The 25853-nt window shown below is 49.3% G+C and carries 26 protein-coding genes and 1 pseudogene; all 27 read right to left on the bottom strand.

The window, feature by feature from the left end; all coding sequences use genetic code 11:
- Positions 1-3: 3 nt before the first annotated feature.
- Complete coding sequence (gene nrfH, locus AB1757_16070) at positions 4-462, bottom strand: cytochrome c nitrite reductase small subunit (protein ID MEW6128556.1); 459 nt, start codon at positions 460-462, stop codon at positions 4-6.
- Between the two features lie 152 nt (positions 463-614).
- A complete protein-coding gene (locus tag AB1757_16065; GenBank protein ID MEW6128555.1) occupies positions 615-1187 on the bottom strand; it encodes a hemerythrin domain-containing protein in 573 nt (190 codons plus the stop codon).
- Between the two features lie 68 nt (positions 1188-1255).
- Complete coding sequence (metG, locus tag AB1757_16060; protein MEW6128554.1) at positions 1256-3340, bottom strand: methionine--tRNA ligase; 2085 nt, start codon at positions 3338-3340, stop codon at positions 1256-1258.
- A 76-nt stretch (positions 3341-3416) separates the two neighbouring features.
- A complete protein-coding gene (folE, locus tag AB1757_16055; GenBank protein MEW6128553.1) occupies positions 3417-4016 on the bottom strand; it encodes a GTP cyclohydrolase I FolE in 600 nt (199 codons plus the stop codon).
- A complete protein-coding gene (gene larC / locus AB1757_16050; protein MEW6128552.1) occupies positions 4016-5197 on the bottom strand; it encodes a nickel pincer cofactor biosynthesis protein LarC in 1182 nt (393 codons plus the stop codon). Before larC ends, folE begins: the two co-directional genes overlap by 1 nt.
- Positions 5197-5949: an NAD-dependent deacylase gene (locus AB1757_16045; GenBank protein ID MEW6128551.1), complete on the bottom strand. Its 753-nt coding sequence runs from the start codon at positions 5947-5949 to the stop codon at positions 5197-5199. The genes larC and AB1757_16045 overlap by 1 nt, the downstream gene beginning before the upstream one ends.
- A gap of 103 nt (positions 5950-6052) precedes the next feature.
- Positions 6053-6712: a hypothetical protein gene (locus tag AB1757_16040; GenBank protein ID MEW6128550.1), complete on the bottom strand. Its 660-nt coding sequence runs from the start codon at positions 6710-6712 to the stop codon at positions 6053-6055.
- A 101-nt stretch (positions 6713-6813) separates the two neighbouring features.
- Positions 6814-7968, bottom strand: coding sequence for a PilT/PilU family type 4a pilus ATPase (locus tag AB1757_16035; GenBank protein ID MEW6128549.1), 1155 nt, complete (start codon positions 7966-7968; stop codon positions 6814-6816).
- Positions 7969-8165: 197 nt separating this feature from the next.
- Positions 8166-8651, bottom strand: a complete 486-nt coding sequence (locus AB1757_16030) for a hypothetical protein (GenBank protein ID MEW6128548.1) — start codon at positions 8649-8651, stop codon at positions 8166-8168.
- A 31-nt stretch (positions 8652-8682) separates the two neighbouring features.
- Positions 8683-10029, bottom strand: coding sequence for a heterodisulfide reductase-related iron-sulfur binding cluster (locus AB1757_16025; protein MEW6128547.1), 1347 nt, complete (start codon positions 10027-10029; stop codon positions 8683-8685).
- Positions 10030-10101: 72 nt separating this feature from the next.
- On the bottom strand, positions 10102-11376 hold the full coding sequence (locus AB1757_16020) for an FAD-binding oxidoreductase (GenBank protein MEW6128546.1): 1275 nt from the start codon (positions 11374-11376) through the stop codon (positions 10102-10104).
- A gap of 23 nt (positions 11377-11399) precedes the next feature.
- Positions 11400-12146 (bottom strand): DUF309 domain-containing protein, encoded by a 747-nt coding sequence (locus AB1757_16015; protein MEW6128545.1) that lies wholly within the window; start codon positions 12144-12146, stop codon positions 11400-11402.
- 115 nt (positions 12147-12261) lie between these two features.
- Positions 12262-12804 (bottom strand): pyridoxamine 5'-phosphate oxidase family protein, encoded by a 543-nt coding sequence (locus AB1757_16010; protein MEW6128544.1) that lies wholly within the window; start codon positions 12802-12804, stop codon positions 12262-12264.
- A gap of 179 nt (positions 12805-12983) precedes the next feature.
- Complete coding sequence (locus tag AB1757_16005) at positions 12984-13760, bottom strand: AraC family transcriptional regulator (GenBank protein MEW6128543.1); 777 nt, start codon at positions 13758-13760, stop codon at positions 12984-12986.
- Positions 13761-13835: 75 nt separating this feature from the next.
- A pseudogene (locus AB1757_16000) lies at positions 13836-14096 on the bottom strand (DUF5615 family PIN-like protein).
- The gene (locus AB1757_15995; protein MEW6128542.1) at positions 14096-14326 is read right to left on the bottom strand and encodes a DUF433 domain-containing protein; all 231 of its coding nucleotides are present in this window, start codon (positions 14324-14326) and stop codon (positions 14096-14098) included. Before AB1757_15995 ends, AB1757_16000 begins: the two are co-directional and overlap by 1 nt.
- Before the next feature lie 107 nt (positions 14327-14433).
- Entirely contained in the window at positions 14434-15885 is a 1452-nt protein-coding gene (locus AB1757_15990) for an FAD-linked oxidase C-terminal domain-containing protein (GenBank protein ID MEW6128541.1), read from the bottom strand.
- An 11-nt stretch (positions 15886-15896) separates the two neighbouring features.
- The gene (locus AB1757_15985) at positions 15897-16337 is read right to left on the bottom strand and encodes a type II toxin-antitoxin system VapC family toxin (GenBank protein MEW6128540.1); all 441 of its coding nucleotides are present in this window, start codon (positions 16335-16337) and stop codon (positions 15897-15899) included.
- Positions 16309-16503: a hypothetical protein gene (locus tag AB1757_15980; GenBank protein ID MEW6128539.1), complete on the bottom strand. Its 195-nt coding sequence runs from the start codon at positions 16501-16503 to the stop codon at positions 16309-16311. Before AB1757_15980 ends, AB1757_15985 begins: the two co-directional genes overlap by 29 nt.
- A gap of 31 nt (positions 16504-16534) precedes the next feature.
- Positions 16535-17995, bottom strand: a complete 1461-nt coding sequence (locus tag AB1757_15975; protein MEW6128538.1) for a ubiquitin-like small modifier protein 1 — start codon at positions 17993-17995, stop codon at positions 16535-16537.
- A 334-nt stretch (positions 17996-18329) separates the two neighbouring features.
- Positions 18330-18770, bottom strand: coding sequence for a M67 family metallopeptidase (locus AB1757_15970; GenBank protein MEW6128537.1), 441 nt, complete (start codon positions 18768-18770; stop codon positions 18330-18332).
- An 85-nt stretch (positions 18771-18855) separates the two neighbouring features.
- A complete protein-coding gene (locus tag AB1757_15965) occupies positions 18856-19827 on the bottom strand; it encodes a cysteine synthase family protein (protein MEW6128536.1) in 972 nt (323 codons plus the stop codon).
- Positions 19828-20026: 199 nt separating this feature from the next.
- Positions 20027-20785 carry an SDR family NAD(P)-dependent oxidoreductase gene (locus AB1757_15960; protein ID MEW6128535.1) on the bottom strand — a complete coding sequence of 253 codons (759 nt, stop codon included), beginning with the start codon at positions 20783-20785 and terminating at the stop codon, positions 20027-20029.
- Positions 20786-20883: 98 nt separating this feature from the next.
- Complete coding sequence (locus tag AB1757_15955; protein MEW6128534.1) at positions 20884-21159, bottom strand: MoaD family protein; 276 nt, start codon at positions 21157-21159, stop codon at positions 20884-20886.
- A 97-nt stretch (positions 21160-21256) separates the two neighbouring features.
- Entirely contained in the window at positions 21257-22495 is a 1239-nt protein-coding gene (thrC, locus tag AB1757_15950; protein ID MEW6128533.1) for a threonine synthase, read from the bottom strand.
- Positions 22496-22931: 436 nt separating this feature from the next.
- A complete protein-coding gene (locus tag AB1757_15945; protein MEW6128532.1) occupies positions 22932-24227 on the bottom strand; it encodes a family 1 glycosylhydrolase in 1296 nt (431 codons plus the stop codon).
- 103 nt (positions 24228-24330) lie between these two features.
- Positions 24331-25853 (bottom strand): hypothetical protein (locus AB1757_15940; GenBank protein ID MEW6128531.1); only part of this gene is annotated, 1523 nt, incomplete at its 5' end.

Below are 25853 nucleotides of genomic sequence, written 5' to 3'. Positions count from 1 at the left end.
ATTTCAATGAAGATGTCCGACGTTGCGATGGCAACGCAGGCAGGATGTCTCATTCTGCTCACTCATCGCATGCGGGTTCTCGATGGCATCGACAATCTCTTGATGACATTTGCGACAGGCTTTTTCGGTTATGTCCCGATTATGCGGTTTGATTTGAATCGGCTCGTGAAAACGACCGGTGGTAAAGCCAAATGAATGCCAGAAACCATTCGAGGCTTTGGAATAATATTTCGCAAAAAAACCGGGCGGCGTGTGACAATCATTACAGGTGGCAACCGACCGGTGACTGGATTTTTCCCAACCGTCGTATTGCTCCTGCATGATGTGGCAATTTGCGCAGGACGCGGGGTCATTGAGCAGGTACGAATAACCTTTGGCGTAAATGAAGGTGTATGACCCTAAACCCACAGCCAGTCCAACCATAACGCCAAGCACAATGCTTTGAATGGTGCGTTTATTCATTCAACCCTTCAGCTAAATCGAAAATTTCAGGTTATCACTTCAAGTTAATGAATTAGGGAATAAATATACTAGGGTGACCAATTATTTGCTTAACTAAAGCAATTATTTTTAACCGCGTTTTCAATAAAGAGCATGACGGTTTAGCACCGGCATTATAAAAGCTTTTGCCATTTTTGTATATCGATGCCGCGCCGCGCCGCCATCTCACTGCCAATTAAAGCGAGTTCCCGGGCATTCAGCAAGTTGCCGGCAAGCGGAAATATTTCTGTATCTTCGACGGTGATATGTCTTTGATAAATGGTTTGCAAATCTTTGAGCAATTGGCTCAAGCGGTGCAAGCGTTCAGGCTCAAGCCGCCCTTCATCAAGCCACGCCTGACCAAGCGTTTCAACCTCAGCATGAAGTTTTTCCGCAATAAGATGTTCCTCATGCAAGGGTTCAAGTTTTGCCAAAGCATCGGTAACCGCTGCCGATTCCGAAGCCAGCATTCGCGGAAATACCGACTCCTCTTCATCGAGCGTATGATTCGGCGCGGAACGTTGAAAATAATCGAGCGCCTTTTGCAAAGCTTCGCGCTGTTCATCATTCAAGGCAGCGCCTTGGGCTTGTTCCGTGACGGTATTGAGCAGGCGCAAAAATTTTTCGATGCGCCGATGGCAATCACTGAGCATCCCCAAAGGATTAGTAAAATCATTTTCCGGTTTGTTGCCGATAGAAATTGGCATCGCTGTTTTTCCTCTCTGAACCGGTCGGGAAAAACATTTCAGATTTCCCGACCGACTTCAAAAAGATTTTACTTCAATCTTGTGCCATTGGGCACATCTTCGCCGAAGGTCGCAAGCACCGGGCGACCGTCTTCGCCTACGGACGCGGCAAGCAGCATGCCGTTTGATTCAAAACCACGCATCTTGCGCGGCGCAAGATTTGCCACAATGATGATTTTGCGACCGACGACTTCTTCGGGTTGGTAATACTCAGCAATGCCAGCGAGAATCTGGCGCGGCGCGGCTTCGCCGACATCAATCTGCAAGCGCAAAAGTTTATCGGCTTTCGGCACCCGCTCAGCTTCCAGAACGGTCGCGGCGCGCAGTTCGACTTTAATGAAATCCTCAATGCTGATTTTCTCAGAACCGGCTACAGGAGCCACTTTCGCGGCATCGGTTGGTGGTTGAGATGGCTGAGTCTCTGCCGATGGCGCTGTAGCTTTTTCATTTACCACTTCACTTTTTGCAACGCCTTCATTGGTCGTCACGTTTTCCGAACTGCCTGCTGCCTGCTGCGTACTGCCTGCTTCATTTTCAATTTCTGCCATAATTTTTTCCTTATTCAATTTCGGGAATGCCCCGCTGATGGTTTCAATTTTTTGCACCGCTAAAGGTTCGTTACTGAACTGAATGCCGCGCGGGTCAATTTCTAAAGGGTCGCCTGCAAGCCCGGCTTGCTTCCAGATTTCTCTTGTCGCATTTGGCAAAACCGGCGCGACCAGTAATACCAGATGGCGTAACGCTTCATACGCAGTAGAGATTACCACTTCAAGTTTAGCGCGCTGGCTGTCATCTTTCGCCAGTTTCCAAGGCTGATTATCGGTGATGTATTTATCAACCGCAGCAATGCCACCCCAGGCGGCTTCCAGAGCGCGTGAAAAGTTGAGCACCGAATATTCTTCATCAAACTTCGCTTCGGCAGATTCAATCGCTTCTTGGATGGCTTGCGAACCGGCATCAAAAACTCTTGGCGGCTTGCCTGCGAAATAGTTTTTCACCATCGTCAGTGTGCGATTTGCCAAATTGCCAAGCCCGTTTGCCAGGTCAGCATTGACGCGATCAATCAACGCGCCGTAACTGACTTCGCTGTCCTGTCCGAACGGCACTTCGCGCAACAGGAAATAACGAATCATATCGTTGGTGAAATGTTGATGCAGGGTTTCCAGCTTTATCGCATTGCCGAGGCTTTTGCCCATCTTCTGCCCTTCTCTGAGCAGCATACCGTGAACAAAGACCGTGCGTGGCAATGCGATTCCTGCGCCCAACAAAAATGCAGGCCAGTAGACCGCATGAAACCGTAGAATGTCTTTGCCAACCAAATGCAAGGCATTAGGTTGTTTTACACCGTTCACTTCATTCGTCCAGTATTTATCGAAGCCATCGTAAGTATCGTTGCCCCAGCCGAGCGCCGTGATGTAATTCGACAAGGCATCAAGCCAAACGTACATCGTATGGGCTTCATCATCCGGCACCGGGATGCCCCATTTCACAGACACACGGCTGACGGATAAATCTTTGAGTCCGCTGGCAACGAATGAAATAACCTCGTTGCGCCGCGCTTCGGGCTGCACAAACTCAGGATGCTTTTCATAAAGTTCAAGCAAAGGTTTTTGAAACTGCGAAAGCCGAAAGAAATAACTCTCTTCAGCAACCCGCTCCAAGGGTTTCAAATGCGTTGGGCAAGTTGGATTTTCATCGCCCGTTTCGACCTCTTTAAACTCATTGCAGTTAGCGCAAAACCAGCCTTCATAACTGCCTTTATAGATATGTCCGCGCTCCTTCAAAATCATCCAGAGCTTTTGCACGGCGGCTTCGTGCGCCGGGTCTGTGGTGCGAATCCAACGATTGTAATTGATTTCAAGCCGCGCAAAAGCGGCTTTGAATTTATCGACGATTTCATCAACGTGTTGTTTAACCGGTATACCGCGCTCGTCGGCTTTGCGTTCGATGTTGATGCCATGTTCATCTGTGCCGGTTAAAAAGAACGCCTCAACGCCGCGTTGTCGCTGATACTTGGTCAGCGCATCGGCAACCATCGTCGTGTAAGCGTGCCCGATGTGCGGCTCGGCATTGGTGTAATAAATCGGTGTGGTAACGTAAAAAGTTTTGTTCATAGTTCCTCGAAGTAAATCAGTGATAAGTGATGAGTGATGAGTTGTGGCTCACTCATTACTCATCACTCATCACTCATCACTTCAATAATGTCATCGCTTCGGCGCGGGTTGACGGGTTTTTCAAAAAGCCGCCGCGCAGGGCGCTGGTGACGGTTTTCGCGCCAGGTTTTTTTGCGCCGCGCATTTCCATGCACATATGCTCGGCTTCGATGACCACCATCACCCCCCGCGCCTGTAATTCTTTATACAGCAGGTCGGCAATCTCGGTTGTCAGGCGTTCCTGCAATTGCGGTTTTTTTGCGAGCAAATCCGCGACCCGCGCCAGTTTCGATAAACCGACGATGCGCCCGTCTTTCGGAATGTAAGCGATGTGCGCGACGCCTTTGAATGGCAGCAAATGGTGTTCGCACAATGAATGAATGGGAATGTCTTTGACAATCACAATCTCATCGTGGGTTTCATCGGGAATGAAGTGGATGAATTTACTGGCATCCTGATGCAATCCCGCGCAAATCTCTTCAAACATTTTGGCGACGCGATGCGGCGTGCGCTCCAATCCCGGACGATTCGGGTCTTCGCCGATGCCTTCCAAAATCAGTCGTACCCCTTGTTCGATTTTCGCAAGGTTGATTTCGCGTTCAATCTTTTTTTTATTGTTCCGTTTTGAATTCACCATCAATTTCTCTTCTTTTCCCGATAAGCCGCTATCGCCGCCTGTTGCACCGCAATCAGCGGCACATTTTTTTCATTCGCCAGTTTCGCGCAATCGTCATATTCGGGTTGAAAGTTAAACAACCGCTTGTTCTGATGCGCGACTTTAATTTTCACAACCCCGTACTCGGTTTCAACGGTTTCAAAAAACCGTTCAAGAGTTCGCCTTTTCATTTCACCGTAGCGAATGCCCAGCGTCGTCGTCTCGGTCAAAATCAAATTCGTCAGCGCCTCGAATTTATCAACTTCACAAAGCACCGTGAGCAGCACTGCGGGTCTATCTTTTTTCATCTGCACCGGCGTGAAAAAAACATCGAGCGCGCCAAGTTGCAAAGCCTTTTCCATCACGAACCCACAGGCTTGCGGATTCATATCGTCAATATTGGTTTCAATGACCATAATCTTCGGCGCATCAACTTCGGCAGTTTTTATTTCGCCGAGCATGATGCGTAAGGCGTTCGGAAAGCCATGCGGGTCGCGACTTCCTGCGCCGTAACCGATTTTTTCAATCCGCATCTCAGGCATTGCGCCGAAACTTTCGCAAAGCGTCGCAATGATTGCCGCGCCGGTCGGAGTGACGAATTCGCCTTCGCGGTCGCCCGCAAAAATTGGAATGTCGCGCAACAACTCTGCGGTTCCCGGTGCGGGCACAGGCATCACGCCATGCGCCGCAATGATGGAACCAAAGCCAACACGCAAAGATGAGCAGATAATTTTTTCAACGCCGAGCATCGCAAATCCGATTGCCGCGCCGACGATGTCAATAATCGAATCGACTGCCCCGACTTCGTGAAAATGCACATGGTCAAGGGTTGCACCGTGAACGCGGGCTTCGGCTTCACCCAATTTTTCAAATATCCGAATCGAGGTATTTTTTACACTCTCGCTTAAATCGGATTGGGCAATCATCTCACGAATTTCAACCAACGCGCGCGCCGGTTGTTTTGCATCATCAACCGTGACCTCGAATTTCGTTGCCGCAAAGCCTGCGCGTTTGACTTTACTGACGTTCAGGTCGTAACCCGTGAGACCAAGTTTTGCGAGTTCCACCTGCAAGGTTGCAAACGCCACGCCTGCATCAATCAGTGCGCCGACCACCATATCGCCGCTGATGCCTGCAAAACCGTCGAAATATAAAATCCGCATCAGCCGCGCTCCTTCAAAAACTGCGACAAAATTTCGCCCGCTTTTCCGAGTATCGTCACATCTGCCATAAACGAAATATCTGTTTGTTCGGGATTGACTTCAATCACTTTCGCGCCGCTTTGTTTGGCAACAATCGGAAGCGATGCCGCAGGATACACCACCGCCGATGTGCCGATAACGAAAAATAAATCAGAACGCGCGGCGGCTTCTTCGGCGCGGTCAAAAACCCCTTCGGGTAACATTTCGCCGAACAACACCACATCGGGTCGCGCCGCATTGCCGCATACGAAACAGAGCGGCGGGTTTTGTTCAAGCGGCGACTCGCGCACCTCAAAGGTACTGCGACACCTGAGACAGCGTGCGCGGCAGATGTTGCCGTGCAATTCCAGAACATTGAGACTGCCGGCAGCGCGATGCAAATCATCAATGTTTTGCGTAATCAAAGTGAAATCCGCAAACCGTCTTTCCCACATCGCGAGCGCGTGATGACCGGGGTTGGGCTGTAAGTCTTTCAACATTCCGCGCCGGTAATCGAACCATTCCCAGACCAGTTTTGGGTCTGATGCCATCATTTCAGCCGATGAAAGTTCGCTGACCGGACGGCCTCGCCAACTCCAAATCGCTGTATCGCCGCCGCCGCGAAAAGTCGGCACACCGCTTTCGGCAGAAATGCCTGCGCCCGTCAGTATGGCAACGCTTTGCGCATTGTCGAACATAGTCTGCAATTCATTTGTGACTTCGGTCAGTAACATCGTAAACGATTATCTTACCAGCAAAAATTTGGATACTAAAAATCGGTAGCGGATAAAGTCAAGGAAAGAAGTGCGCGAAAAGACAAGCGTGCCCTTTCGCGCATCACATATTCATATTGAGAGGCGCGGTAATAGATGAAAATTTTGAAGTGGTTTGTATGGTCATGATTTTTTCAACCAACTCTTCAAAGTTTTTTGCCGAATAAATCGGCAAGTCCTTAACCTGAACGTTACGCTCAGCGAATTTGTTGCGAATGATTTCAGATATTTTTTCATCGGGTTCAACGGTGTTCACATAAAATGCGTTCATCCGATGAACCATTCGTATAGCCGATGATTTGATTTCACTGCGCGACGGGTCAACCACCATGATTGAAAAATCGGCGGGAAGGTATTTCAAAAAACTGGTTCCTTCGATGAATACGCCCGCGCTCTGCACGCGGCTTAACGCTTCGTGGATTCCCGCTTCGAGTTGGTCATTGGTGCAAATCAACCAGTGAACATTGCGCGCTCCGGCTTCCCAATAACGTCCGGTGTCTTTACGCGGCACGCAGGTCAATTCTCTTCCGCTATAAATCGTCGGGCGCTCACCAAGAAGCGGCGATACACAACACGTCTCAGGGTCTTTGCCGCAAGAGCGATAATGACCGCGCGAAATTTTTATTGCTTCCCTTCCCGGAAAGCGTTTGAGCAATTCGCACATCAATGTCGTTTTGCCAACATTCGATGAAAAACCGGAGATGGAAACGATGATTGGACGCATCGTTTGAACTATAACATAAAAGGCGAAGCGCTGACCCGTATAGCTTACGCCATTCAAGCCAACGCCTCGCCTACCTGAGAAACGTCTTCAGGGTTAAAAAATCAGCTAATCATATTGAGCATACCTGATGGCATACTGAGCATTCCTGAACCCGAACCGGTTCCGACATCGGAAAGTTGCAACATTAAATTCTGCCGGTTGGTGGCGTACATCAACCCGTCTTCCAACGCGATAATGCCATCGCGAATCATGCGTTCGATTTCCGTATCGAATACCTGCATGCCCTCGAGGTTGCCATCTTTCATCGCATCATAAAGCGATTTGCCTTCGCGTTCACCTTTTTCAATATACTCGCGGGTGCGCGCCGTCGATTTCAAAATTTCGATTGCCGCCACGCGACCTTTGCGGTCAGCGCGCGGAATCAGGCGTTGCGAAACGATAAATTTAAATGCCGCCGACAACCGCATACGAATGACGTGTTCCTGATTTTTCGGAAACAAGCCAATCAATCGTTCGACGGTCTTCACGGCGTCTGTGGTGTGCAATGTCGAAAGCACCAGGTGTCCGGTTTCCGAAGCTTCCAAAGCGACTTCGCAAGTTTCGAGGTCGCGAATCTCACCAACGAGAATGACCTTTGGCGCTTGTCTGAGTGCCGCTCTCAACGCAAAGGCAAAGTTCGGCGTATCGGTGTGCAACTCACGTTGATGAATCGTGCATTTTTTATGGCGATGCATGAATTCAATCGGGTCTTCGATGGTGACGACGTGGTAATACTTGGTTTCATTAATCAAGTCGATGATTGCGGCAAGCGTCGAAGATTTACCGGAACCTGTGGGACCGGTGACCAGCACAATGCCGTTTTTCAAATCGGCGACTTCTTTTAAGACCACCGGGATAGTCAAATCTTCAAAGGTCGGGACATTGTTGGGAACCACGCGCATGACAATCGCGTGAGTGCCGCGTTGCATAAAAATATTGACGCGAAAGCGTGACAGACCGGGCAAGCTGAAAGAGATGTCCGCCGAGCCTTGTTCTTCGAGCGACTGGGCAGCGGTTTTGTTATTGCCGATTAAGGCTTTGGCAATGCCTGCGGTGTGGGCAGGCGTGAGCATTTCCATTCCGGGAATATTGACGGGCGTTAGTTTTCCGATGAGTTCGACCTGAGGCGGTCGACCGGGAGAGAAAATCAAGTCAGAAATTTTATCCGAGATTGACAGCATTTGCTGTACAACTTGGGAAAAATTGATAGTTGACATAGCTGCACTCCGAAGCTGTTCGTTATTTTTTAGACCTTAAAAACCGATTGGTCAGACATTCAGCCAATAAGCATTTGGGGTATAGAGATATTCTATTTCGGGAAAGGGGCAGGTGAAGGGATAAGCGGTTTACGCGGGTTGAAGCCACGCACAACCCGATATTAATCGCAATTGAATCAAAGTCAATAGTTCAAATTTCAAGGTTGATTTTTGGTCACGGTACGCGGGCGAGTAACTGTGGAAAGTTCGTTGGCGCGCTCAAAAATATAGTAAGTTTCGCCGCGATTGGCGCTGCCCAGATAGAGCCATTTACTCGCAATCAGAGTGCCGGGTTTTGCGCCTTTAACGGCTTTCATCCCGCCCTCAATCAGTTGGCTGATTTCGGCGCTGGTGACGACGTGCAAATCGGGAACCACATCTTCGCCGGTGTCTTTGATACGTTTGAGCACCATCTGGCGTTGAATGGCAAGGCGGTTTTTCGAGCGCATATAATCCTGGCGATTGATTTCGCCGTGTTTGATTTGAAATTCCAACTCTTCCTCTTCGTGGCGACAGAGTTCAAGAAAAGATTTTACTTCAGGACCGTATTCGGTTTCTTGCAAAGGTTGCGCCTGTAATGACAGGCAACCAATAAAAACGATTGGAATCGCCAGCCAGGATGTAATCAACCGATTGAACCGCATAATGATTTTTTAATTTCTCCGCGAACATTTTTCAAACCTTCTCAGCCTCGTATGCCGCGTCGAGCAGTTCAATCGGATGCGCCACAGCGACGTTCAGATGGGTCATTCGCGCGCCTGCGCCGATTTGCATGATACAACCGGGATTGGCTGTAGCGACGATTTCTGCGCCGGTTGCTTTGATGTTGTCGAGTTTGGTTGAAAGAATTTCGCTGCTCAACTCGGGGTGTTGCAAATTATAAATGCCTGCGCCGCCGCAACAATTTTCCGCGCCCGACAACGTCCGAAATCGTAAACCCGGAATCATCTTTAATAAGTCAACCGGCGGACTGACGATTTTTTGCGCGTGCATTAAATGACAAGGGGCATCATAGGTCACACGTAAATTTAAACTGGCATCCGGTATGTCAACGCCTTGTTCGATTAAAAACTCAGAGACATCTTTAACCTTGGCGGAAAATTCGCGAGCGCGTTCGGCAAACTCCATATCGTGTTCAAACCAATCTTTGTACTCTTTCATCGCCGCGCCACAACCTGCGGAATTGACGACGATTGCCTCGCAACCACTTTGTAAAAAAACTTCGATATTCTTGCGCGCCAGTTGTTTCGCTTCGTCCATATAACCTGCGTGAGCGTGCAACGCGCCGCAACACATTTGCCCGTCGGCTTCAACAATCGCGCACCGGTTACGTTGCAACACACGCTCCGTTGCGCGGTTGGTTTCAGTAAACAACCCTTCCATGACACACCCGCGAAGCACCCCAACGCGGGTTGCTGTACTGGTTGGCGAATTTTCAGGCAACGATTTATTAATCGAATCTTTGGTTAAATCATCACGGGTACTTTTTGCCTGTCGCTTCGCAAACGGCGAACGGCTCGCCAGCAGCACCGCAAGCGCGAATTGCAATTGCCCGCTGGCTAAATTTGCTTGCAACGCCAGTTCTGCGAGTCCGCTGTCTCGGAACCAGCGCGTCAGTTTCATTGCCAGTTTGAGCAATTGCGGGCGCATAAAAATCTGCCGCAACACGAAACGCGCCACAGGAGCCGTTTTCGCGTCGCTCTCCTGATGGGCTTCAACAATTTCCGCGCGCGCCGCTTCAAGCAAATGTCCATACGGCACACCCGATGGACAGGCGGTTTCGCAAGCCCGACAACCCAGGCAAAGGTCTATGTGTTTGGCAAAGGTTTCACCAAGCGGCAGTTTGTCTTCAACCCGCGCGCGCATTAAATAGACGCGCCCGCGCGGCGAATCGTTTTCATTTCCGAGCACGCGATAAGTCGGACACGACGGCAAACATAAACCACAATGCACACAGGTGAGCAACTTGTCGTTGTTGGATTCGAGTAAGGAATGCAGATGAGTTTTCTTGGCAGTATTCATTTATTCATTCACCGGAGAACACAAAAAATTTCCGGACGCTTCTTTGTGTCCCGGTGGCTCTGTGGTTTTCCTTTAAATACCCGCGACAAATTTTCCAGGATTCAGCAGCGATTCCGGGTCGAAATTGCGTTTCATGCCTTTCATTAAAGGCGCAAGCGTTCCGACATCATTCCAGGCGTCGGCTGCCTGACGCACGGCTTCCGGCGCGCGTTCGACAAACAAGGTTCCGCCAAGGCAAGCCGCTTCAACGCGCATCTGCTTAATCAAATCAATAGATTGTTGATTGCTGCCTTCAAAGCCTAAACGGATGATGCCTACCCCGACATCCGCCGTTGCAATTTTCACCTCGGACATTTTGAGCAATTTTTCATAAACGCTTGTGGCGCTGGCAAGCGGCACACTGATGCGCACGGCGCAGTAGGTTTTTGTATCAAGGTTTGCGACTTCCGACCACAGCCGCTCGGCTTCATCTTCGTTCAAAAGATTGAGATAAAAATCCTCATCCAATAAATTCGTCGTCTCTTCGATTTGATTTTTAACCACCGTTTCACTATCGCCAAAGCGCACCAGTAAAGCGTCTTCATTGGCAATCGAAGAAATGCGACTGATTAAATAGATCGACGCCGGTTGCAGATGAGTCGAATTCAAGATGGCTTTGGCAATATCCGCGAGTCGCGCAGGATTTTTTGCGGCAATCATCAGGGTTGCCATTTGTTCGGGTAACGGGCGCAATTTGAAATTGAGTTCGGTAATCACCGCAAGGGTTCCGAAACTGCCGACATAGAGTTTATTCAAATCATAACCGGCAACATTTTTGACGACGCGCCCGCCGCATTTGCTTTCGGTTCCGTCAATGTGCGCGAGCCTCAACCCAATGACATAATCGCGAGGCGTGCCAAATCCGAATCGCAATGCGCCGCTTGATGCGCAGGCGGCAATCGCGCCCAGCGTCGAATCAACTGAACCGGGCGGGTCAAACGGCAACCATTGTCTTTCGGTTTTCGCGATGGCATTGAGAGTTTGCAAAGAGATTCCCGCTTCAACCGTAACCGTCAAATCCGCCGGGCTGTAATCAATCACGCGGCTCAGGTTTTGCAAACTCAAAATCACTTCGCCGCGCCGCAAGGGATTACCGCATTCGAGCCAACTCATCGCGCCCGCGGGGATAACCGCCGCGCCCTGTTTTGCACAGATGTTTAAACATTCAGCGACCTGTTCGGTTTCGGCAGGTTTCACGATGAGTGGTGGGGTGATTGAATCAATGTGCAGGGCTTGATTTTCAAGCAGATTGTTCGTGCCCACTACGGATTCAAGCAAACGGGCGAGGATTTTGTGGTCTTGTATCATTAGGGTCGTTGGTCTCTTAAAAATTAAAAATCCACACTTGCAACTTCGATGGCTTGCAGGTGAATTAACGGACAGGGCACGGAGACTTTCGCGGTTGTAGAATCATCATTGGCAAACGCTGCCTGAAAGAAGGCGTTGAAATCGTGCGCGAAAGTATCAAGTTCCATCGACATAAAAATTTTCGGCAAGCGATGCGCCTTATCCATCACCCGCGCATACAATCCGCGCGCGCCAATCAAATTATTTTTATCATAGTGATGCAATGCGACAGCGGCTTGAATGAGTAATTGATAAAACAGACGTTTCTCATCAGATGACCGCACCCAGATTTCTTCCCAGATTTCGTGGGCTTCAAAATATCGTCCGCCATTGAAATGGCGAATGCCTTCGAGGTATTCGCCGGGATAAATGCGGCGCTGCTCTTCATCGAAAAGGCTTTCGGGGCTGGCATCAAAATTGGCGATTAAGGTTTGCTGCTCTTCGAGCGATTTTTCAAATCGCAGAGAAAAGGGACCAGCCTTGATGACATCACCTTCGGTCAATTCCATCCAGGTGATGCGTTCGCCATTAACAAAAGTTCCATTGCCGCTCTCGTTATCAACGACGAAAAATTTATCGGCGGTGCATTCAATAAAAAAATGTTCTCGCGAAACAGTTGGGTGATTCAACACACAATGGCAGGAGAGGTGCCGACCGAAAACCATTTTGTCGGCGTGAAGTTCGATGGCTTCTCCTCTACGCGAATTGGAATCGAATCGCAAAATTGCCATAGAGGATTTATTTTGCGGGAAACCCTGAGATTCTTCAAATGCTTCTATCGCCCGGCACCTGAATTTATAATGAATTTAAAATCAAGCAATGGAATCAAGGTTGTTTAACGCTTGATTAATTATCGCCAGCCAACTGCCAGCGCGTTGCATCTTTGGGAAATTGCGTCCACGCCAGGACTTTTTTCGGGCGAAACATCAGCACACCTTCACCTTTCTGATACATTTCCGGCGGCGGCGCATAGCCATATTTTTTCTTTGAAGCCTCTGCAAGCTGAACCGCGAACTCATAGGTTGGCGCATGATATTCGTGCGCTTCACCTTGCAGAATCACCACATCCATCGCGTTTTCCAGATGAATGCACACCGCCGGATTTTCTTTGATATTGCGATGTCGGCGGGTTTTCGGACTGCCGCCAAAATAGAGCCGGTCGTCAATCCAGATGCCGTCAACCGGTGTGGCGTGCGGTTGTCCGGCACTATCGACTGAACAAACCCAGTAACGTTCGGCGGCATTCATGCGCTCAGCCACATGCGACCAATCGAGCATCCCTTTGCGGTTTTTCGGAATACCATAATCCGGCATATGTGGGCGAGAGGCGGTCGGATTGGTTTTCACCTCCGCGATTTTCTTTCCGATATTTTTTCTCGTCGTCGGCATTGCACGCTCCTTTCACCAATGAGTTTTATAAGCGAGTGATCTACGCCATCTGCAATTTCAAATCCACCGACCGCGCCTTCTGTTTATTCGGCTATTTCCGTTTGGTTCGTCGGCTATCCTGAAATTGTAAAAAAAATCGGCATCGAAAGTCTTGGCGTTTTTTGATATGCGTTGAGAGGTTAAAAGATTCTGCAACTGCCCGGCGAGGTTTTCATAAATTTGCGAAATTGTTTGTAAAATCGGCTTAAATCGTTATAGCCGGAATCGAACGACACATTGGCAATCTTTTCGCCCTGCGACAATTTCCAGATGGCAAAATGCAGGCGGACCTTGTGCAGATAGGTTTTCGGCGCAAGCCCGTAATCTTTTTTAAACTGTCTGGTGAGATGCGGGTGCGACACCTTGAGCGTTCGCGCGATGGCGGCAATCGAAGGCGACGCCAACCAATTTTCATCAATGATTTTTTTGGCGCGTTTGGCAAGCAACGAGGGTTTGGTGTTGATTTCAATGGATTGAAACCGGCGCGGCGTTTTTAATATCTCAATCATTTCATCGGCATTTTTCGGCAGCGCCGCAATCGGCAAATCGAAAATCAACGGCACTGTCATCCAGGATGCCGGGGCAGTGGTTGAAGCCGCGCCGATGCCTGCCCAACGCATCTTCACATCCGCAATGGAAATTTTAATGATAGAAAATGGCGCATAGAACACGGCGAAAAATTCGGATTGCGGATTGATGAGTTTGCCATCCCGAATATAAGCGATTTTGCCGCTTTCCACTTTGATAATTTCAAACATCCACCCGCACCCGGCGACAAACACCTCCGAACCTTCGCCTGCGAATTTCGCCGCTTCCGCGATCCAAATCATTTCCTGTTGTGATTTTTTGGAATTGTGGCGATTCTTTACCGCAAAGTCATCATCCGGCAATTCTCTGTAAAGAAACTCTCGCGCCATAAATTAAGGCAATACAAGAAAAGTTTTATCCGGCGATAAATCGAATGTGTGAATGGTAACCGAATGTTTTCTTAATTATGCTTCGATAGTTGTTACCGAGCAATTTCCAACGCGCAGCCAAATCACCTTTGGCGGACTGCCATGCAGTCCGCTCATTTGTTGAAAGTCCGAATCTTTAGAAATGATTGTGAAACCGTTTTTCTCTGCATAGTCTCAAATTTCTTTATCAGTTGTCTCTCGCAACCCTACTTGACGGACATGAACGCTGTCGGGATAAATATCGGCAAGCGATTTAACCAACCGATGAGTAAGGTTTTGGTCAAAGAGAAGTTTCATCAATTCTCATAAGGCGGCGTGGCAAGTTTTCGCTCACGGTCTGCGGCGTAAGCTAAACAAGCGCGAATATCTTCAGCGGTCAAATCAGGAAAATCTTCTAATATCTCTTCCTGAGTCATGCCGCTTGCGAGATATTCCAAAACATCCGTGACCGTCATTCGCATCCCGCGAATGCAAGCCTTTCCACCTCTCTTGCCCGGCTCAATAGTAATGATGTCTTGATAGTTCATAATCGAATGATGTCAAATCATACCACTTGATATTATTTGCCATAAAGAAATTTCTCTTGTTTCTAATTCCCTTATCTCTATTGTTGATTCATCATCCGTCTTCAACTTCATTCCAAAGTAAAACTGCAATAACGGCAGGTTTTGGTTGCGGGAATCATTTTGCCGGGATTGCAAAGCCCGGTTGGATTAAAAACATTTTTTACCGCCAGCATGCGTTCCAAATCGGCATCCGAAAAAATCATTTCGATGTAATCAATCTTATCCAAGCCGATGCCGTGTTCGCCGGTAATCGAACCACCGGCATCAACGCACAATTGCATAATCTCTTTACCTGCGAGTTTGACGCGCCGCGCTTCATCCGCATCACGCCCGTCATAACTGATGTTCGGATGCAGATTGCCATCTCCTGCATGAAAAACATTGGCGACATTCAATTGGTACTTCGAGGCGATGGCATAAATTTCATCGAGCACTTCGGGAAGTTTCGAGCGTGGAATCACCGCGTCCTGCACCATCAAATCGGCGGAGACTCTGCCCATCGCTCCGAATGCGCGCTTTCTTGCGCCCCAGAGTTTCGCGCGTTCGGCGTCGTCTTTGGCAACACGCACGGCACGCGCGTTATTTCGCAAACAGATTTCCGCAGCTTGCGTGGCGGCTTCATCAATGCCAACCTGCAAGCCATCAACTTCGATAATCAAGAGCGCCGCAACATCGGTCGGAAAGCCTCCGGCGAAAATCGAATTTTCAACCGCCACAATCGTCGCGCGGTCAATCATCTCCAGAGCCGCAGGCAAAATTCCGGCGGCAATGATTTCCGAAACCGCGCGGCTCGCGTCGGTGACGGTCATAAATTCGGCAAGCAGGGTTTTCACGCTTTGTGGCAAACGTGTGAGTTTCAAAGTGATTTTCGTCGCAATGCCGCAGGTGCCTTCGGAACCCACGAACACCCCGGTTAAATCATAGCCCGTAAAATCTGCCGTGCTGCTGCCGATATTGATGATTTCGCCCGATGGCAAAACCACTTCAAGCGCGAGAATGTGATTGACGGTTGCGCCATATTTCAAACAATGGGGACCGCCGCTGTTTTGCGCAACATTGCCGCCAAGCGTGCATGCCATTTGACTCGAAGGGTCTGGCGCGTAATGAAAACCGGCTGGCGATGTGGCTTGCGACAGATGAACGTTAATGACGCCGGGTTCAACCACAGCAATGCGATTTTCATAATCGACCTGCAAGATGCGATTCATTCTTGCGGTTTCAATGGTGACGCCATTGTTCATTGGCAGTGACCCGCCCGTCAGTCCGGTGCCCGCGCCGCGCGCTGTAAACGAAATCTTTTCTTCAGCAAGGATGCAAACGACGGCTGCAACCTCTTCGGTGTTTTTGGGAATCACCACGGCGGCAGGCAATTGTTTGACGATGGTCAGCGCGTCCGATTCATAAACGACAAGTTCATCGCGTTCGGTTAAAACATAGCGTTCACCAATCGCGGCTTTGAGTTTATCAACAACACGCTGCGGCAGTTTGTGGTGTGTTTGGGTTTGCAGTGATGGTTGCATTTTCAGATTAGTTACGAAATAAGATTAACCGCGAATCCATAGCCTTTTGCGTTGCGATATAGCGGGCCGTCCAATGTCCATAACTCACAACTCAGTTCTTCAGCTAAGGCTAAGTATGCTGCATCATAAGCGTTTTGACGACCAAGCATAATTGAGATTTCAATCACTCGTTTCGGATTAGACAGATGATGATATTGAACAGGTAGCACATCCACCTTGCCTAAAGCCTCATCCAGGTCGCTCTGTATTAAAATGCCTGCAACAATGAGCCGGGGTACGGCATTGGCAAATTCATAGCGCGATAATTCAGGCGCGTGAATTTTGACCCCGCTATCAATCCAATCTGCAAATCGTTCTAATACCAAAAGTCCGCGAGAATCATTGCCAGCCATGACGACAAACAAATTAGCATCTACTACAACGTTATTTTTCAAATCGTCGGCTTGCTGCATCTCTGCCCTCACGTATTAGAACTTCTGCATCAAGGGGTGGAAGGGTGTGATACTTTTCTCGCAAATCCGCCAAAGCTTCAAGGGCAAGTTTTTTTTTGAATTCCTGCTCTTGTGTTACACCTTGAGATAGGTCTGTTTGACTTACTTCTTCGATATCTTTACTCATAACGCCTTCACCTCGTTGTTTTGATGTCAGCTTAATACTTAGGCACAGTCGGGTCAACATCATCAGACCAGCGCAAAATGCCGCCGACTAAATTCTTCACGCGGCGGAAGCCAGCCTGCTTCATTAACTCAACCGCCTTGCCGCTACGCACGCCGCTCTTGCAATGCACCACGATTTCATTTGCGGTCGAGAGTTCATGCAATCGTTCGGGCACAGTCGCAAGCGGGATCAACGTTGAACCGGGAATGCGCCCGATGGCAAATTCCTGCGGTTCGCGAACATCAACCAAAACGAAATCATCGCCTCGAGCAATTTTGGTGTTCAATTCAAGCGGGGTAATTTCATATTCTTTTCCGACAGTCACTTCGTCGTGCTGTATCACACCGCAAAATTCCTGATAGTCAATCAACTCATTGATGGTGCGGTTTTCGCCGCAAATCGGGCAATCGGGATTTTTTCTGAGTTTCAATTCGCGAAACCGCATCTTCAACGCATCGAACAACATCAACCGCCCGATCAAGGAATCGCCTTTGCCTAAAATTAACTTCACCGCTTCAATCGCCTGCATCACGCCGATAATGCCGGGCAACACACCAAGCACGCCACCTTCCGCGCAACTCGGTACTAAGCCGGGTGGCGGAGGCTCCGGATACAGACAGCGATAACAGGGACCCCGTTTCGCATCGAAGACCGTCGCCTGTCCTTCAAATCTGAAAATCGACCCGTAAACATTGGGTTTTCCGAGCAGCACACAAGCATCATTGGTTAAATAGCGCGTTGGGAAATTATCTGTCCCATCAATGATGATGTCGTAATCTTTGAATAGCTCCAGCGCGTTTTCCGAAGTCAAAGCGGTTTCATAAGTGTCGACTTGAACGAACGGATTGATTTCGTTAATGCGTTCTTTGGCGGATTGCAATTTTGATTTTCCAACGTTGGCGGTGGAATGAATGATCTGCCGTTGCAGGTTGGTAAAATCCACAACGTCGAAATCCACGAGTCCCAATCGCCCGATGCCTGCGGCTGCCAGGTACATAATCAATGGTGAACCTAAGCCCCCTGCGCCGATGCAGAGCACACTTGCGGCTTTTAATTTCTTCTGCCCCTCAAGCGCAACTTCGGGCATGATGAGATGGCGACTGTAACGCAGGATTTCATCGCGGCTCAACTCAACCTCATCTTTCGCGCTTTCCTTCACACGGTTTTCTACCACCGCCGAACCTCCGGCAATTGACGGAACGATGCTCAAGGTATCGCCTTCTTTAACAGTGGTGGCGCCTTTTTCAAGATGTCGCGCATCTTCGTCGTTGACATAAATGTTGACGAACTGGCGCAATTCGCCGCGTTCGTTATAAAGATGCTTTTTCAATGCCGGGTATTGGCGAGTAAGCGAATCGAGCGCCGTATTGACGGTGTTGCCCGCAACCGCCACTGTGTCATTGCCGCCCGTAAAATTTCTAAGCGCCGTAGGTATTAAAATATTGATTGACATAACACTCTCCTCATTCGTTGCTATTTTTTAATTTCAATCGCGCGGTCAAAACCGCTTGTTCAACCTCGAACGATTTGTTTAACGTCGGTCGCTGACCAACATTCAATCCATCGCATCATTTTCAACCAAATAAAAAAGCCACGAATCACACAAACGGTGCGAATAGACAGAGATTGCTTTTGCCGTCAGACGAGCCAAAAAGCAATCTAGTTTCTACAACAACAACAAGTCATCGTGTCTATTCGAGTTTGTCTAATTCGTGGCGAATGTCTTTTAACATTGAGCAAGACCTGCCTGCTCGGTTTTTTACCGGCGCGAATCGCTTTGCGCCGCTTCATTCTTCCACTATCACTATTTCTTCCTGCTCGAATTTCTCGTAGTCAGGTTTCGTAAAAGAGTTAAGCACGGATGCCCGACCTTTTTCAACCGAAACGATGATATATGAATCGGAGGGCCAGCAACTGTGGTCTAAATCAAACCCCGATGGACGTGCCGGATGATCAGGGTGCGAATGATAAAACCCGATGACCCCAAATCCCTGCTCGCGGGCTCGCAGTTCCGCCTGACGCGATTGTTCAGGGGTTATCAAATAACGGTTTGCCTGCGACTCGCTCCCTTCATTTTTCGTCCATTCATTAATCGCCCGATGCACGATGCGCAACACATTGATGTCACCCGCTTTTTCGCCAATCAGGAATCCGCAACATTCGTGCGGATAGGTTTCTTCGCCGTGCTTTTTAATTTCGTCCAGGTGCGCTGGTGTGACCTTAATCAAAAGTTCAAACTCCAAATTCGGATTTAACAGGGATGAGCAAGATGATAAGAATAAATTTTATCCTGCTTATCCTGCCTACCCTGGTTTATTCGCCATTCCAAAAATCTTCACTCAAATATTTATCGGCGCTGTCGGGCAAAATAGCGACCACCACACCGCTTTGCATTTTCTTCGCGACGTTTACCGCACAGGCAACCGCGGCAGCAGATGAAATGCCAACCAGCAAGCCTTCGCGTCTGCCTAAAAGTCTGGCATATTCGTGCGCTGCTTCGGTGCTCACTTCTAAATTTTCATCGGCAATCGAATCATCATAAATGCCCGGCACAATCGCTGTCTCCATGTGTTTCAACCCTTCAAGCCCGTGAAAAGGCGAATCGGGTTGAAACGAAATACAGTGAATTTGCGGATTCAATTCTTTCAAGCGGCGGCTTGCGCCAACAAAAGTGCCGCTGGTTCCGAGTCCCGCAACAAAGTGTGTAATCCGTCCCTGCGTTTGATTCCAGATTTCCGGCGCAGTGGTTTCGTAATGCGCCCGCCAGTTCGCATCATTGTTGTACTGGTCTGCGTAAAAGTACAAATCCGGGTTTTCGCTGTAAAGCCGGCGCGCTTCGCGAATCGCCCCGTCCGAACCTTCCAGGGGATTGGTTAAAACCAAATCCGCGCCATAAGCTTTTAAAATGCGTTTGCGCTCTTCACTGGCGTTTTGCGGCAAAGCGAGTTTCACGCGGTAGCCTCTGGCTGCGCCTAACCAGGCATAAGCGATGCCGGTGTTGCCTGATGTCGCATCGAGCAGAATTTTATCGCGCGTGAGTTTGCCGCTGCGTTCGCCTTCTAAAATAATATTGAGCGCCGGTCGGTCTTTTACGGAACCGCTGGGATTGAACCATTCGGCTTTGGCATAAATTTCAACGCCTTCAGCCGCAAGTTTTTTGAGTTTCAGCAAAGGCGTATTGCCGACCAATTGCCAGGCTTCCTGCGGCGCGCGCGCGCGGGTGATAGCAGCGTCTTCAACAGACGAAACGATTTCAGCGGGGGACAAAATTGAATTCGTTTTCATACTTCTGTGTTCAAGGATAACATCACGAACAAGCCCTGGCAAAAACTCCTCTGTAGACCTTCGTATCAATAAGCGCCCAACACCTTCACACCCAACAAAGACCCGCTCGATATTTTGCCTTTTGCCTTTCATCGTTGAAAGCGTCGCCCGTCACTTTCCCTTTGGCAAAATTCTCTCGTTAAAGCGACGCTTTCAATCTTTAACCGCATAAAACCGCGCCGCCATTCACATTTAAAATTTCGCCCGTGATGTGGCGCGCCAGGTCTGTGGCGAGAAATAGAATCGGTCCCGCTACGTCATCGGCTGAAGCAACGCGACCGAGCGGAATGTTGCGATTGATTTTTTCGAGTTCGCGCGTATCGCGCAGCGGTTCGGCAGATAAATCGGTATCGACCCAGCCCGGCGCAACACAATTGACCGTCACCCCATATTCGCCAAGTTCAGTAGCCAAGGATTTGGTCAACGAAATAATCCCGCCTTTGGACGCCGCGTAATGCGAATGCAAAGCCTCGCCGCGCTGCCCTGCGGTCGATGACACCGTGATGATGTGACCGCTGCGTTGTTGTTTAAAAAGTTTTGCCGCGAAGTGACAGCACGCATAGACACTTTTGAGGTTGGCATCTATCGTCTCCTGCCACTTCGCTTCATCAAGTTCATCAATTGCGCCCGTCGTCCAGATACCGGCGTTTGCGACCAGCACATCCAATCGCCCGAACTGGGCAAGCGTTCTTTCAAACAAAGCGCGCACATCTTCAAATCGCGAAACATCGGCTTGCACGGCAATGGCGCGCGCATCAAGCGAATGACAATCGCGAACCACCCGATGGGCATCAGCTTCATTGCGAAAATAATTGACCACTACCGCAGCGCCCGCTTTTGCAAATTTCAACGCCGCCGCCGCGCCAATGCCACGCGACGCGCCGGTAATGAGTGCCACTTTATCTTTTAAATCAATCATCCTGCTTCTCTATTCCATCAAGGTAATAACCAACAAAAATATCCGAGAGCGTGACCGGCTCCCCTTCTCCCGCGCTCCCTTTCTCCCCATCTTCCTTTTCATCCGCCAGCGATTGCCGGAACGATGGAAATTTCTGCGCCATCCGTAGTGCGCGTGGCTAAATCATCGAGGAAGCGAATGTCTTCGCCGTTCACATAGATGTTGATGAAGCGACGCAAATCGCCGTTCTCTTCGCACACCCGCGCGCGAAACCCCGGATAGTTTGAATCGAGGGTTTCAATCAATTCTTTAATCGTTGTGGCTTGCGCTTCGACCTCTTCTTTGTCATTGGTGAATTTACGAAGCAGGGTCGGAATAATAACTTTTAGTGACATAATCATTTCTCCTTTATTTCATTCGCAGGTGATATATAAAACCACCTGCACTCATTACTCATCACTCATTACTCATCACTCATTACTCATCACTTGATTAAGCCGTTGCTCTCAATGCGCCGATGGCGGCTTCAAAAGCGATTAATTTCGGTTCGATGATTTGCGGCGGCGCGAGTTCGATGGCTTCCTGAGTTTTCAATCCGTTACCGGTGATGGCAATTACCGTGAGTTCATCGCGTTTGAGGTGTCCCTGTTCAATCAGCTTTTTCGCAACCGCTACGGTGACGCCACCTGCGGTTTCGGCAAACACGCCTTCGGTTTCGGCAAGCAAGCGAATACCGTCAACGATTTCCGCGTCGGTTACATCCTCAGCCCAGCCGCCGCTTTTGGCGATAATGCCGGCGGCGTGATAACCGTCGGCAGGGTTGCCAATCGCTAATGATTTCGCGATGGTGTTGGGCTTTACGGGGCGAATTTTGGTGGTGCGTTGTTTAACGGCTGTGGTGATGGGATTGCAACCCGTGGCTTGCGCGCCGTGAATTTTGGTATTGGCTTCACCCGCAAGGAGTCCCAATTTTTCAAACTCTTTGATGCCTTTGTAAATTTTGCTGATTAATGAACCGCCTGCCATCGGCACAACGATATTGTCGGGCGCGCGCCAACCGAGTTGTTCGACGATTTCATACCCGAAGGTTTTTGAACCCTCACCATAAAACGGTCGCAAGTTGACATTCACGAATCCCCACGAAAAACGGTCGGCGATTTGGGTGCACAGGCGATTGACATCATCATAATTGCCGCGCACGGCAATCACCCGCGCGCCAAAAATCTGCGTCGCGACCACTTTACTTTTTTCGAGATTATCGGGAATCAGAATGTAAGCCGGGAGTCCTGCGGCAGCCGCTTGTGCAGCAACGGAATTTGCGAGATTGCCCGTTGATGCGCAACCAACCGCCTGCAAGCCGAATTCCCGCGCCTTGTTGATCGCAACCGAAGTCACACGGTCTTTGAACGAAAGCGTGGGCGCGTTGACGCTGTCGTTTTTGATGTAGAGGCGTTCGACGCCAAGCGCCCGCGCCAAACGGTCTGCGCGAATGAGCGGCGTAAAGCCGCTGGCGCGTCCAACGACGGGTTCCTGTTCAAGCGGCAACAGTTCACGATAACGCCAGAGATTTTTTTCTCGTTGTTGAATGATGTCGTGTGAAAGATGGCGGGAAATAGCCTGGTAATCGTAATCGACTTCAAGCGGCGCAAAACATTCTGAGCAACCGGCAATCGGTTCTTTAGGATATATTGCGCCGCATTCGCGACATTGCAGATTTTTGACGAAACTCATATTTGTACTCTCCTTTTCAAAACAAGCAGTTGGCTGATGGCGGATTTGTGTTCAAGGGGTTTACCTCAATTCACCAGACAAAAATAAAAAGCCCCGCGCCAAACATGACGCGGGGCATCGTATAGAGTACACCGGACTGTTTAGCAGTTTTTTACGTGGAGCAAGTTGCCTTAAATCGCCACAAAAAACAGTGCAAAGAACCAAAATGAAAAAGCCCCGCGCTAAACTGCGCGAGGCTTTTAAAATTTCTCTCCGCGGTTTAGCACATTTTTTACGTGGAGCAATTTGCTTAAATCACCACGATGACGTTGAAGGCTCAGAATACTAATTCGCTAAAGTCAAAGTCAAGAAAATTATTTTTATTTTTTAATAAGCCGCCGTAGTTTTATCAAATGATACGATTTTTAAACCGGGCATTCAGCGCCAACCCGGTCTTTCAAACTTCGGTTGCTTCTTTCTTTAAAGTGGTAGCGACGCCAACTTCACCGATAGCCGCTTGCGGATTGTTGATGTAACTTTGCAGTTGTTCGACGAGTCCGGTCTTTAGCCAACGTTTCCCGTCTTCCGCGCGATTCATCTTGTATAGACCGAGGTCGATGTAATAACGCTCAACCGAACGACGCCCCAAACGATAACGCCAATCGACCATGGTAAATAACGGAAACCACGTATAACCTATCACCGGCACGCCTTTTTCGCGCAGTTGTTTTACCGTTTCAACCGACTGTTCAAGCCATTGCGAACGCACTTCATCGCTTCCGAAGGCGCTGGTTTCGGTAATCATCACCGGCGTTTTATAACGCTCATAATAATCTTCAATCAACGAAAAGAAGCCGACGCCATCGTGTTCAATGGCGCGATACGAGAGACGGCCTTTAGGGTCGATATAAATCTGCTGCGTAGACCATTGCGGATAAAAATTCATTCCCAAGACTTCAATGGGAATCGGGTGTTCGGCGATTTCCGCAAGATCGTGCGGCGAAGCGCCCGAACGCAACAACCAGCCATACAGCGGATGGTCGTAGCCGACTTGACCGGTAATCAAATCGAAAAAGAGATAACCGCGTCGCTGATCTTCGATGGCTAAAATTTCCAAATCGTGACGGATGGCGCGACTCAACCCCGTGGCTTCCACCTGCACCATCACCGAATCCGGGTCAATCGCTTTAATCGCATTGACCGTTTTAATCACCCCCTTGACGATTTGCAGCATCACCCGCACATAGCCGCTATCGCCTTTCAAATATGGCGGCCAGGCACCGCGTTTGCCGCACATCAAAGCATTGACCACAGGTTCATTGAGCGGCGTGTAATATTTGACCAGGTGCCGGTAACGTTGCGTGAAAGCACTGACATAATCGGCAACCGCCTGCGGATATTCGTTATTGGCAAATTCACGGCGCAACCAGAACGGACAGCCATAATGCATGAGGTCAACGATTGGCGTGATACCTAACTCTTCAATCAGGTAAGGCAACACTTCATCAATCCAGCGCCAGTCAAATTCGCCGCGCGCCGGTTCAACGCGATACCAGGGCACGCCCCAACGCGCGACCTGCAAACCGCTCTCACGCAAAAGCGCCAAATCTTCGCGCCAATGGTCGTAATGCCCCATTAACTCGTATTCATCAAGCGCCCGATGACCCACTTTGGTCTGCGGCACAAAGGTATCTTCTATGCCGCTCGCCCATATGAAATTCTCCGGCTCCAAGCCTATCTTTACATCACTCATTCTTGCTTGTGATTGATTACCGACTCAAAAAAGCGATTGCCATTCAGAGCCTGTTTCTCCTTCAATTCGTTTGGCAAAAAATATCGACGCCCATACTAAGCAATTATCCGATGGCTGTCACGGCTAATCTATCAACCGCGGGGAAACCCGCTGCGCCCTCCAGTCCGATTCGTTCCGCCAGTACCGGAACCTTAATTTCTCCGATGCTTTGCCCTTCGAGATGGATGGTTAAAAACTTCCCTCGCTTGCGAAAACGAAATTGTTGATAATCGTAAGGGCTAAAATCTACAGGCAGAGAAAAATATTGCGATTCCTGGGCATCCCCATATTGCAATGCCCAGTTTTCACCGGCTTTCAAAAGCCTTAAAACCGCTCCCCCACCGTCACCATCAAGCGCCGGTAGAATGCCATATAAGGGCTGAGTAGGGGATTCGGCACAGGCTTTCAGGTTGACCAGAAGTTCATAATCAATGGGCAAGGGACCCTTGGTAATGATTGAAGACGATGGCTGCCCTGCAAACCGCAGGCTCTTTTCCCGAATCGTCCAACCTGCATCTTGCGAATGGGTCACGTAGTTATAAGCCAGTGGCAGCGCAGACTCTTCCATAAATAAATCATTCCAGCTATGGGTCAAGGAAAAGCCCGCAAAAGCTGCTGCCGTCTCTTCGGTCAGCAAAGCGATAGATAGCGGTTGCAGGCGCACCGGCGCTTGCCAGCGGATGGCATTCTCGTCCATTGAAATATGCACAGCCAAACCATTGACCTCCACGCTTAAAAGGTGAAATGCCCAGCAATTGAAATGCGCGGGCAAGGTAAACTCCTGTTTGCGACGCTCGCCCTCATGGGCATTTAAAGGCAACCATTCGATTTCAACAAGACAATTTGCCGGTCGGATTTTGAAACTCACAACCGTTTCCTCAGAATTATTCAACGCAAAACCATATGCGCCTTTTCTGTCCAGATGCGGTAATAATTTCAATCCCAATTCGGCAATGAAATAAGGCGTTTGGTAACGACAAAGCGCCGTTGCAATTCCCGTATCCACCTCCTGAATCGCTTGTCCATCACGCGCGACCCATTTGCCGCCTTCGCATTGCCATTCAGTTCCCAAATCCACATCGTGATGCACATTAAAATAGTCAATGATCGTCGGCGGATTGGGAGATGGTTGCGGCGTGGTGGTCGCGCCAATCACAAACATGCGTTCGCCAACCCAATCCAGACGGTCTATCGCCAAAACCCGCGCCTGATTATCACTTGACCAGCGATGATACACACAAAACCATTCGCGATTATCGAGTCCGCGAACCACAGAGTTATGACCGGGACCAATGACCCGATGAGGAATGGTTCTGAGTATCGGCAAGGTCTGTTCACCGTCAGCAACTTGTTCCCATTCATCCTCTCTTAGCACGCGGTCACTGACGGCATAACTCACCCCGTAAGTTTTATTCTGCCAATTGCCGCCGCTGAACATTTCGTAATATTTGCCTTTGTGTTCTATGTACATGACAAAAGTTGAGTAACTTGTCGAAACGCAATCTGTTGGAAGCGATCCCAGAGATTGCATAATATGCGCCGCAAATGATTCAAACCAGACCGAAAAATACTCGTCGCCTTCCGCCC

It is taken from the genome of Acidobacteriota bacterium (genome assembly GCA_040754075.1).
Taxonomy (GTDB): Bacteria; Acidobacteriota; Blastocatellia; order UBA7656; family UBA7656; genus JBFMDH01.
The sequence above is the reverse complement of the archived record's forward strand: the minus strand, read 5'-3'. Positions and strand labels throughout refer to the sequence as shown.

Bases quoted from the DNA above. Each gene is read 5' to 3' on its own strand.
- AB1757_16025 (MEW6128547.1), bottom strand. From the start codon at position 10,029: ATGAATACTGCCAAGAAAACTCATCTGCATTCCTTACTCGAATCCAAC.
- AB1757_15945 (MEW6128532.1), bottom strand. From the start codon at position 24,227: ATGAGTGATGTAAAGATAGGCTTGGAGCCGGAGAATTTCATATGGGCG.
- AB1757_15995 (MEW6128542.1), bottom strand. From the start codon at position 14,326: ATGAACTATCAAGACATCATTACTATTGAGCCGGGCAAGAGAGGTGGA.
- AB1757_15990 (MEW6128541.1), bottom strand. From the start codon at position 15,885: ATGCAACCATCACTGCAAACCCAAACACACCACAAACTGCCGCAGCGT.
- AB1757_15965 (MEW6128536.1), bottom strand. From the start codon at position 19,827: ATGAAAACGAATTCAATTTTGTCCCCCGCTGAAATCGTTTCGTCTGTT.
- AB1757_16020 (MEW6128546.1), bottom strand. From the start codon at position 11,376: ATGATACAAGACCACAAAATCCTCGCCCGTTTGCTTGAATCCGTAGTG.
- AB1757_16015 (MEW6128545.1), bottom strand. From the start codon at position 12,146: ATGGCAATTTTGCGATTCGATTCCAATTCGCGTAGAGGAGAAGCCATC.
- AB1757_15960 (MEW6128535.1), bottom strand. From the start codon at position 20,785: ATGATTGATTTAAAAGATAAAGTGGCACTCATTACCGGCGCGTCGCGT.
- AB1757_16030 (MEW6128548.1), bottom strand. From the start codon at position 8,651: ATGCGGTTCAATCGGTTGATTACATCCTGGCTGGCGATTCCAATCGTT.
- AB1757_16065 (MEW6128555.1), bottom strand. From the start codon at position 1,187: ATGCCAATTTCTATCGGCAACAAACCGGAAAATGATTTTACTAATCCT.
- AB1757_16045 (MEW6128551.1), bottom strand. From the start codon at position 5,949: ATGTTACTGACCGAAGTCACAAATGAATTGCAGACTATGTTCGACAAT.
- larC (MEW6128552.1), bottom strand. From the start codon at position 5,197: ATGCGGATTTTATATTTCGACGGTTTTGCAGGCATCAGCGGCGATATG.
- AB1757_16005 (MEW6128543.1), bottom strand. From the start codon at position 13,760: ATGGCGCGAGAGTTTCTTTACAGAGAATTGCCGGATGATGACTTTGCG.
- AB1757_15985 (MEW6128540.1), bottom strand. From the start codon at position 16,337: ATGCAGCAAGCCGACGATTTGAAAAATAACGTTGTAGTAGATGCTAAT.
- thrC (MEW6128533.1), bottom strand. From the start codon at position 22,495: ATGAGTTTCGTCAAAAATCTGCAATGTCGCGAATGCGGCGCAATATAT.
- AB1757_16010 (MEW6128544.1), bottom strand. From the start codon at position 12,804: ATGCCGACGACGAGAAAAAATATCGGAAAGAAAATCGCGGAGGTGAAA.
- AB1757_15975 (MEW6128538.1), bottom strand. From the start codon at position 17,995: ATGTCAATCAATATTTTAATACCTACGGCGCTTAGAAATTTTACGGGC.
- AB1757_16035 (MEW6128549.1), bottom strand. From the start codon at position 7,968: ATGTCAACTATCAATTTTTCCCAAGTTGTACAGCAAATGCTGTCAATC.
- folE (MEW6128553.1), bottom strand. From the start codon at position 4,016: ATGGTGAATTCAAAACGGAACAATAAAAAAAAGATTGAACGCGAAATC.
- AB1757_16040 (MEW6128550.1), bottom strand. From the start codon at position 6,712: ATGCGTCCAATCATCGTTTCCATCTCCGGTTTTTCATCGAATGTTGGC.
- AB1757_15980 (MEW6128539.1), bottom strand. From the start codon at position 16,503: ATGAGTAAAGATATCGAAGAAGTAAGTCAAACAGACCTATCTCAAGGT.
- nrfH (MEW6128556.1), bottom strand. From the start codon at position 462: ATGAATAAACGCACCATTCAAAGCATTGTGCTTGGCGTTATGGTTGGA.
- AB1757_15955 (MEW6128534.1), bottom strand. From the start codon at position 21,159: ATGTCACTAAAAGTTATTATTCCGACCCTGCTTCGTAAATTCACCAAT.
- metG (MEW6128554.1), bottom strand. From the start codon at position 3,340: ATGAACAAAACTTTTTACGTTACCACACCGATTTATTACACCAATGCC.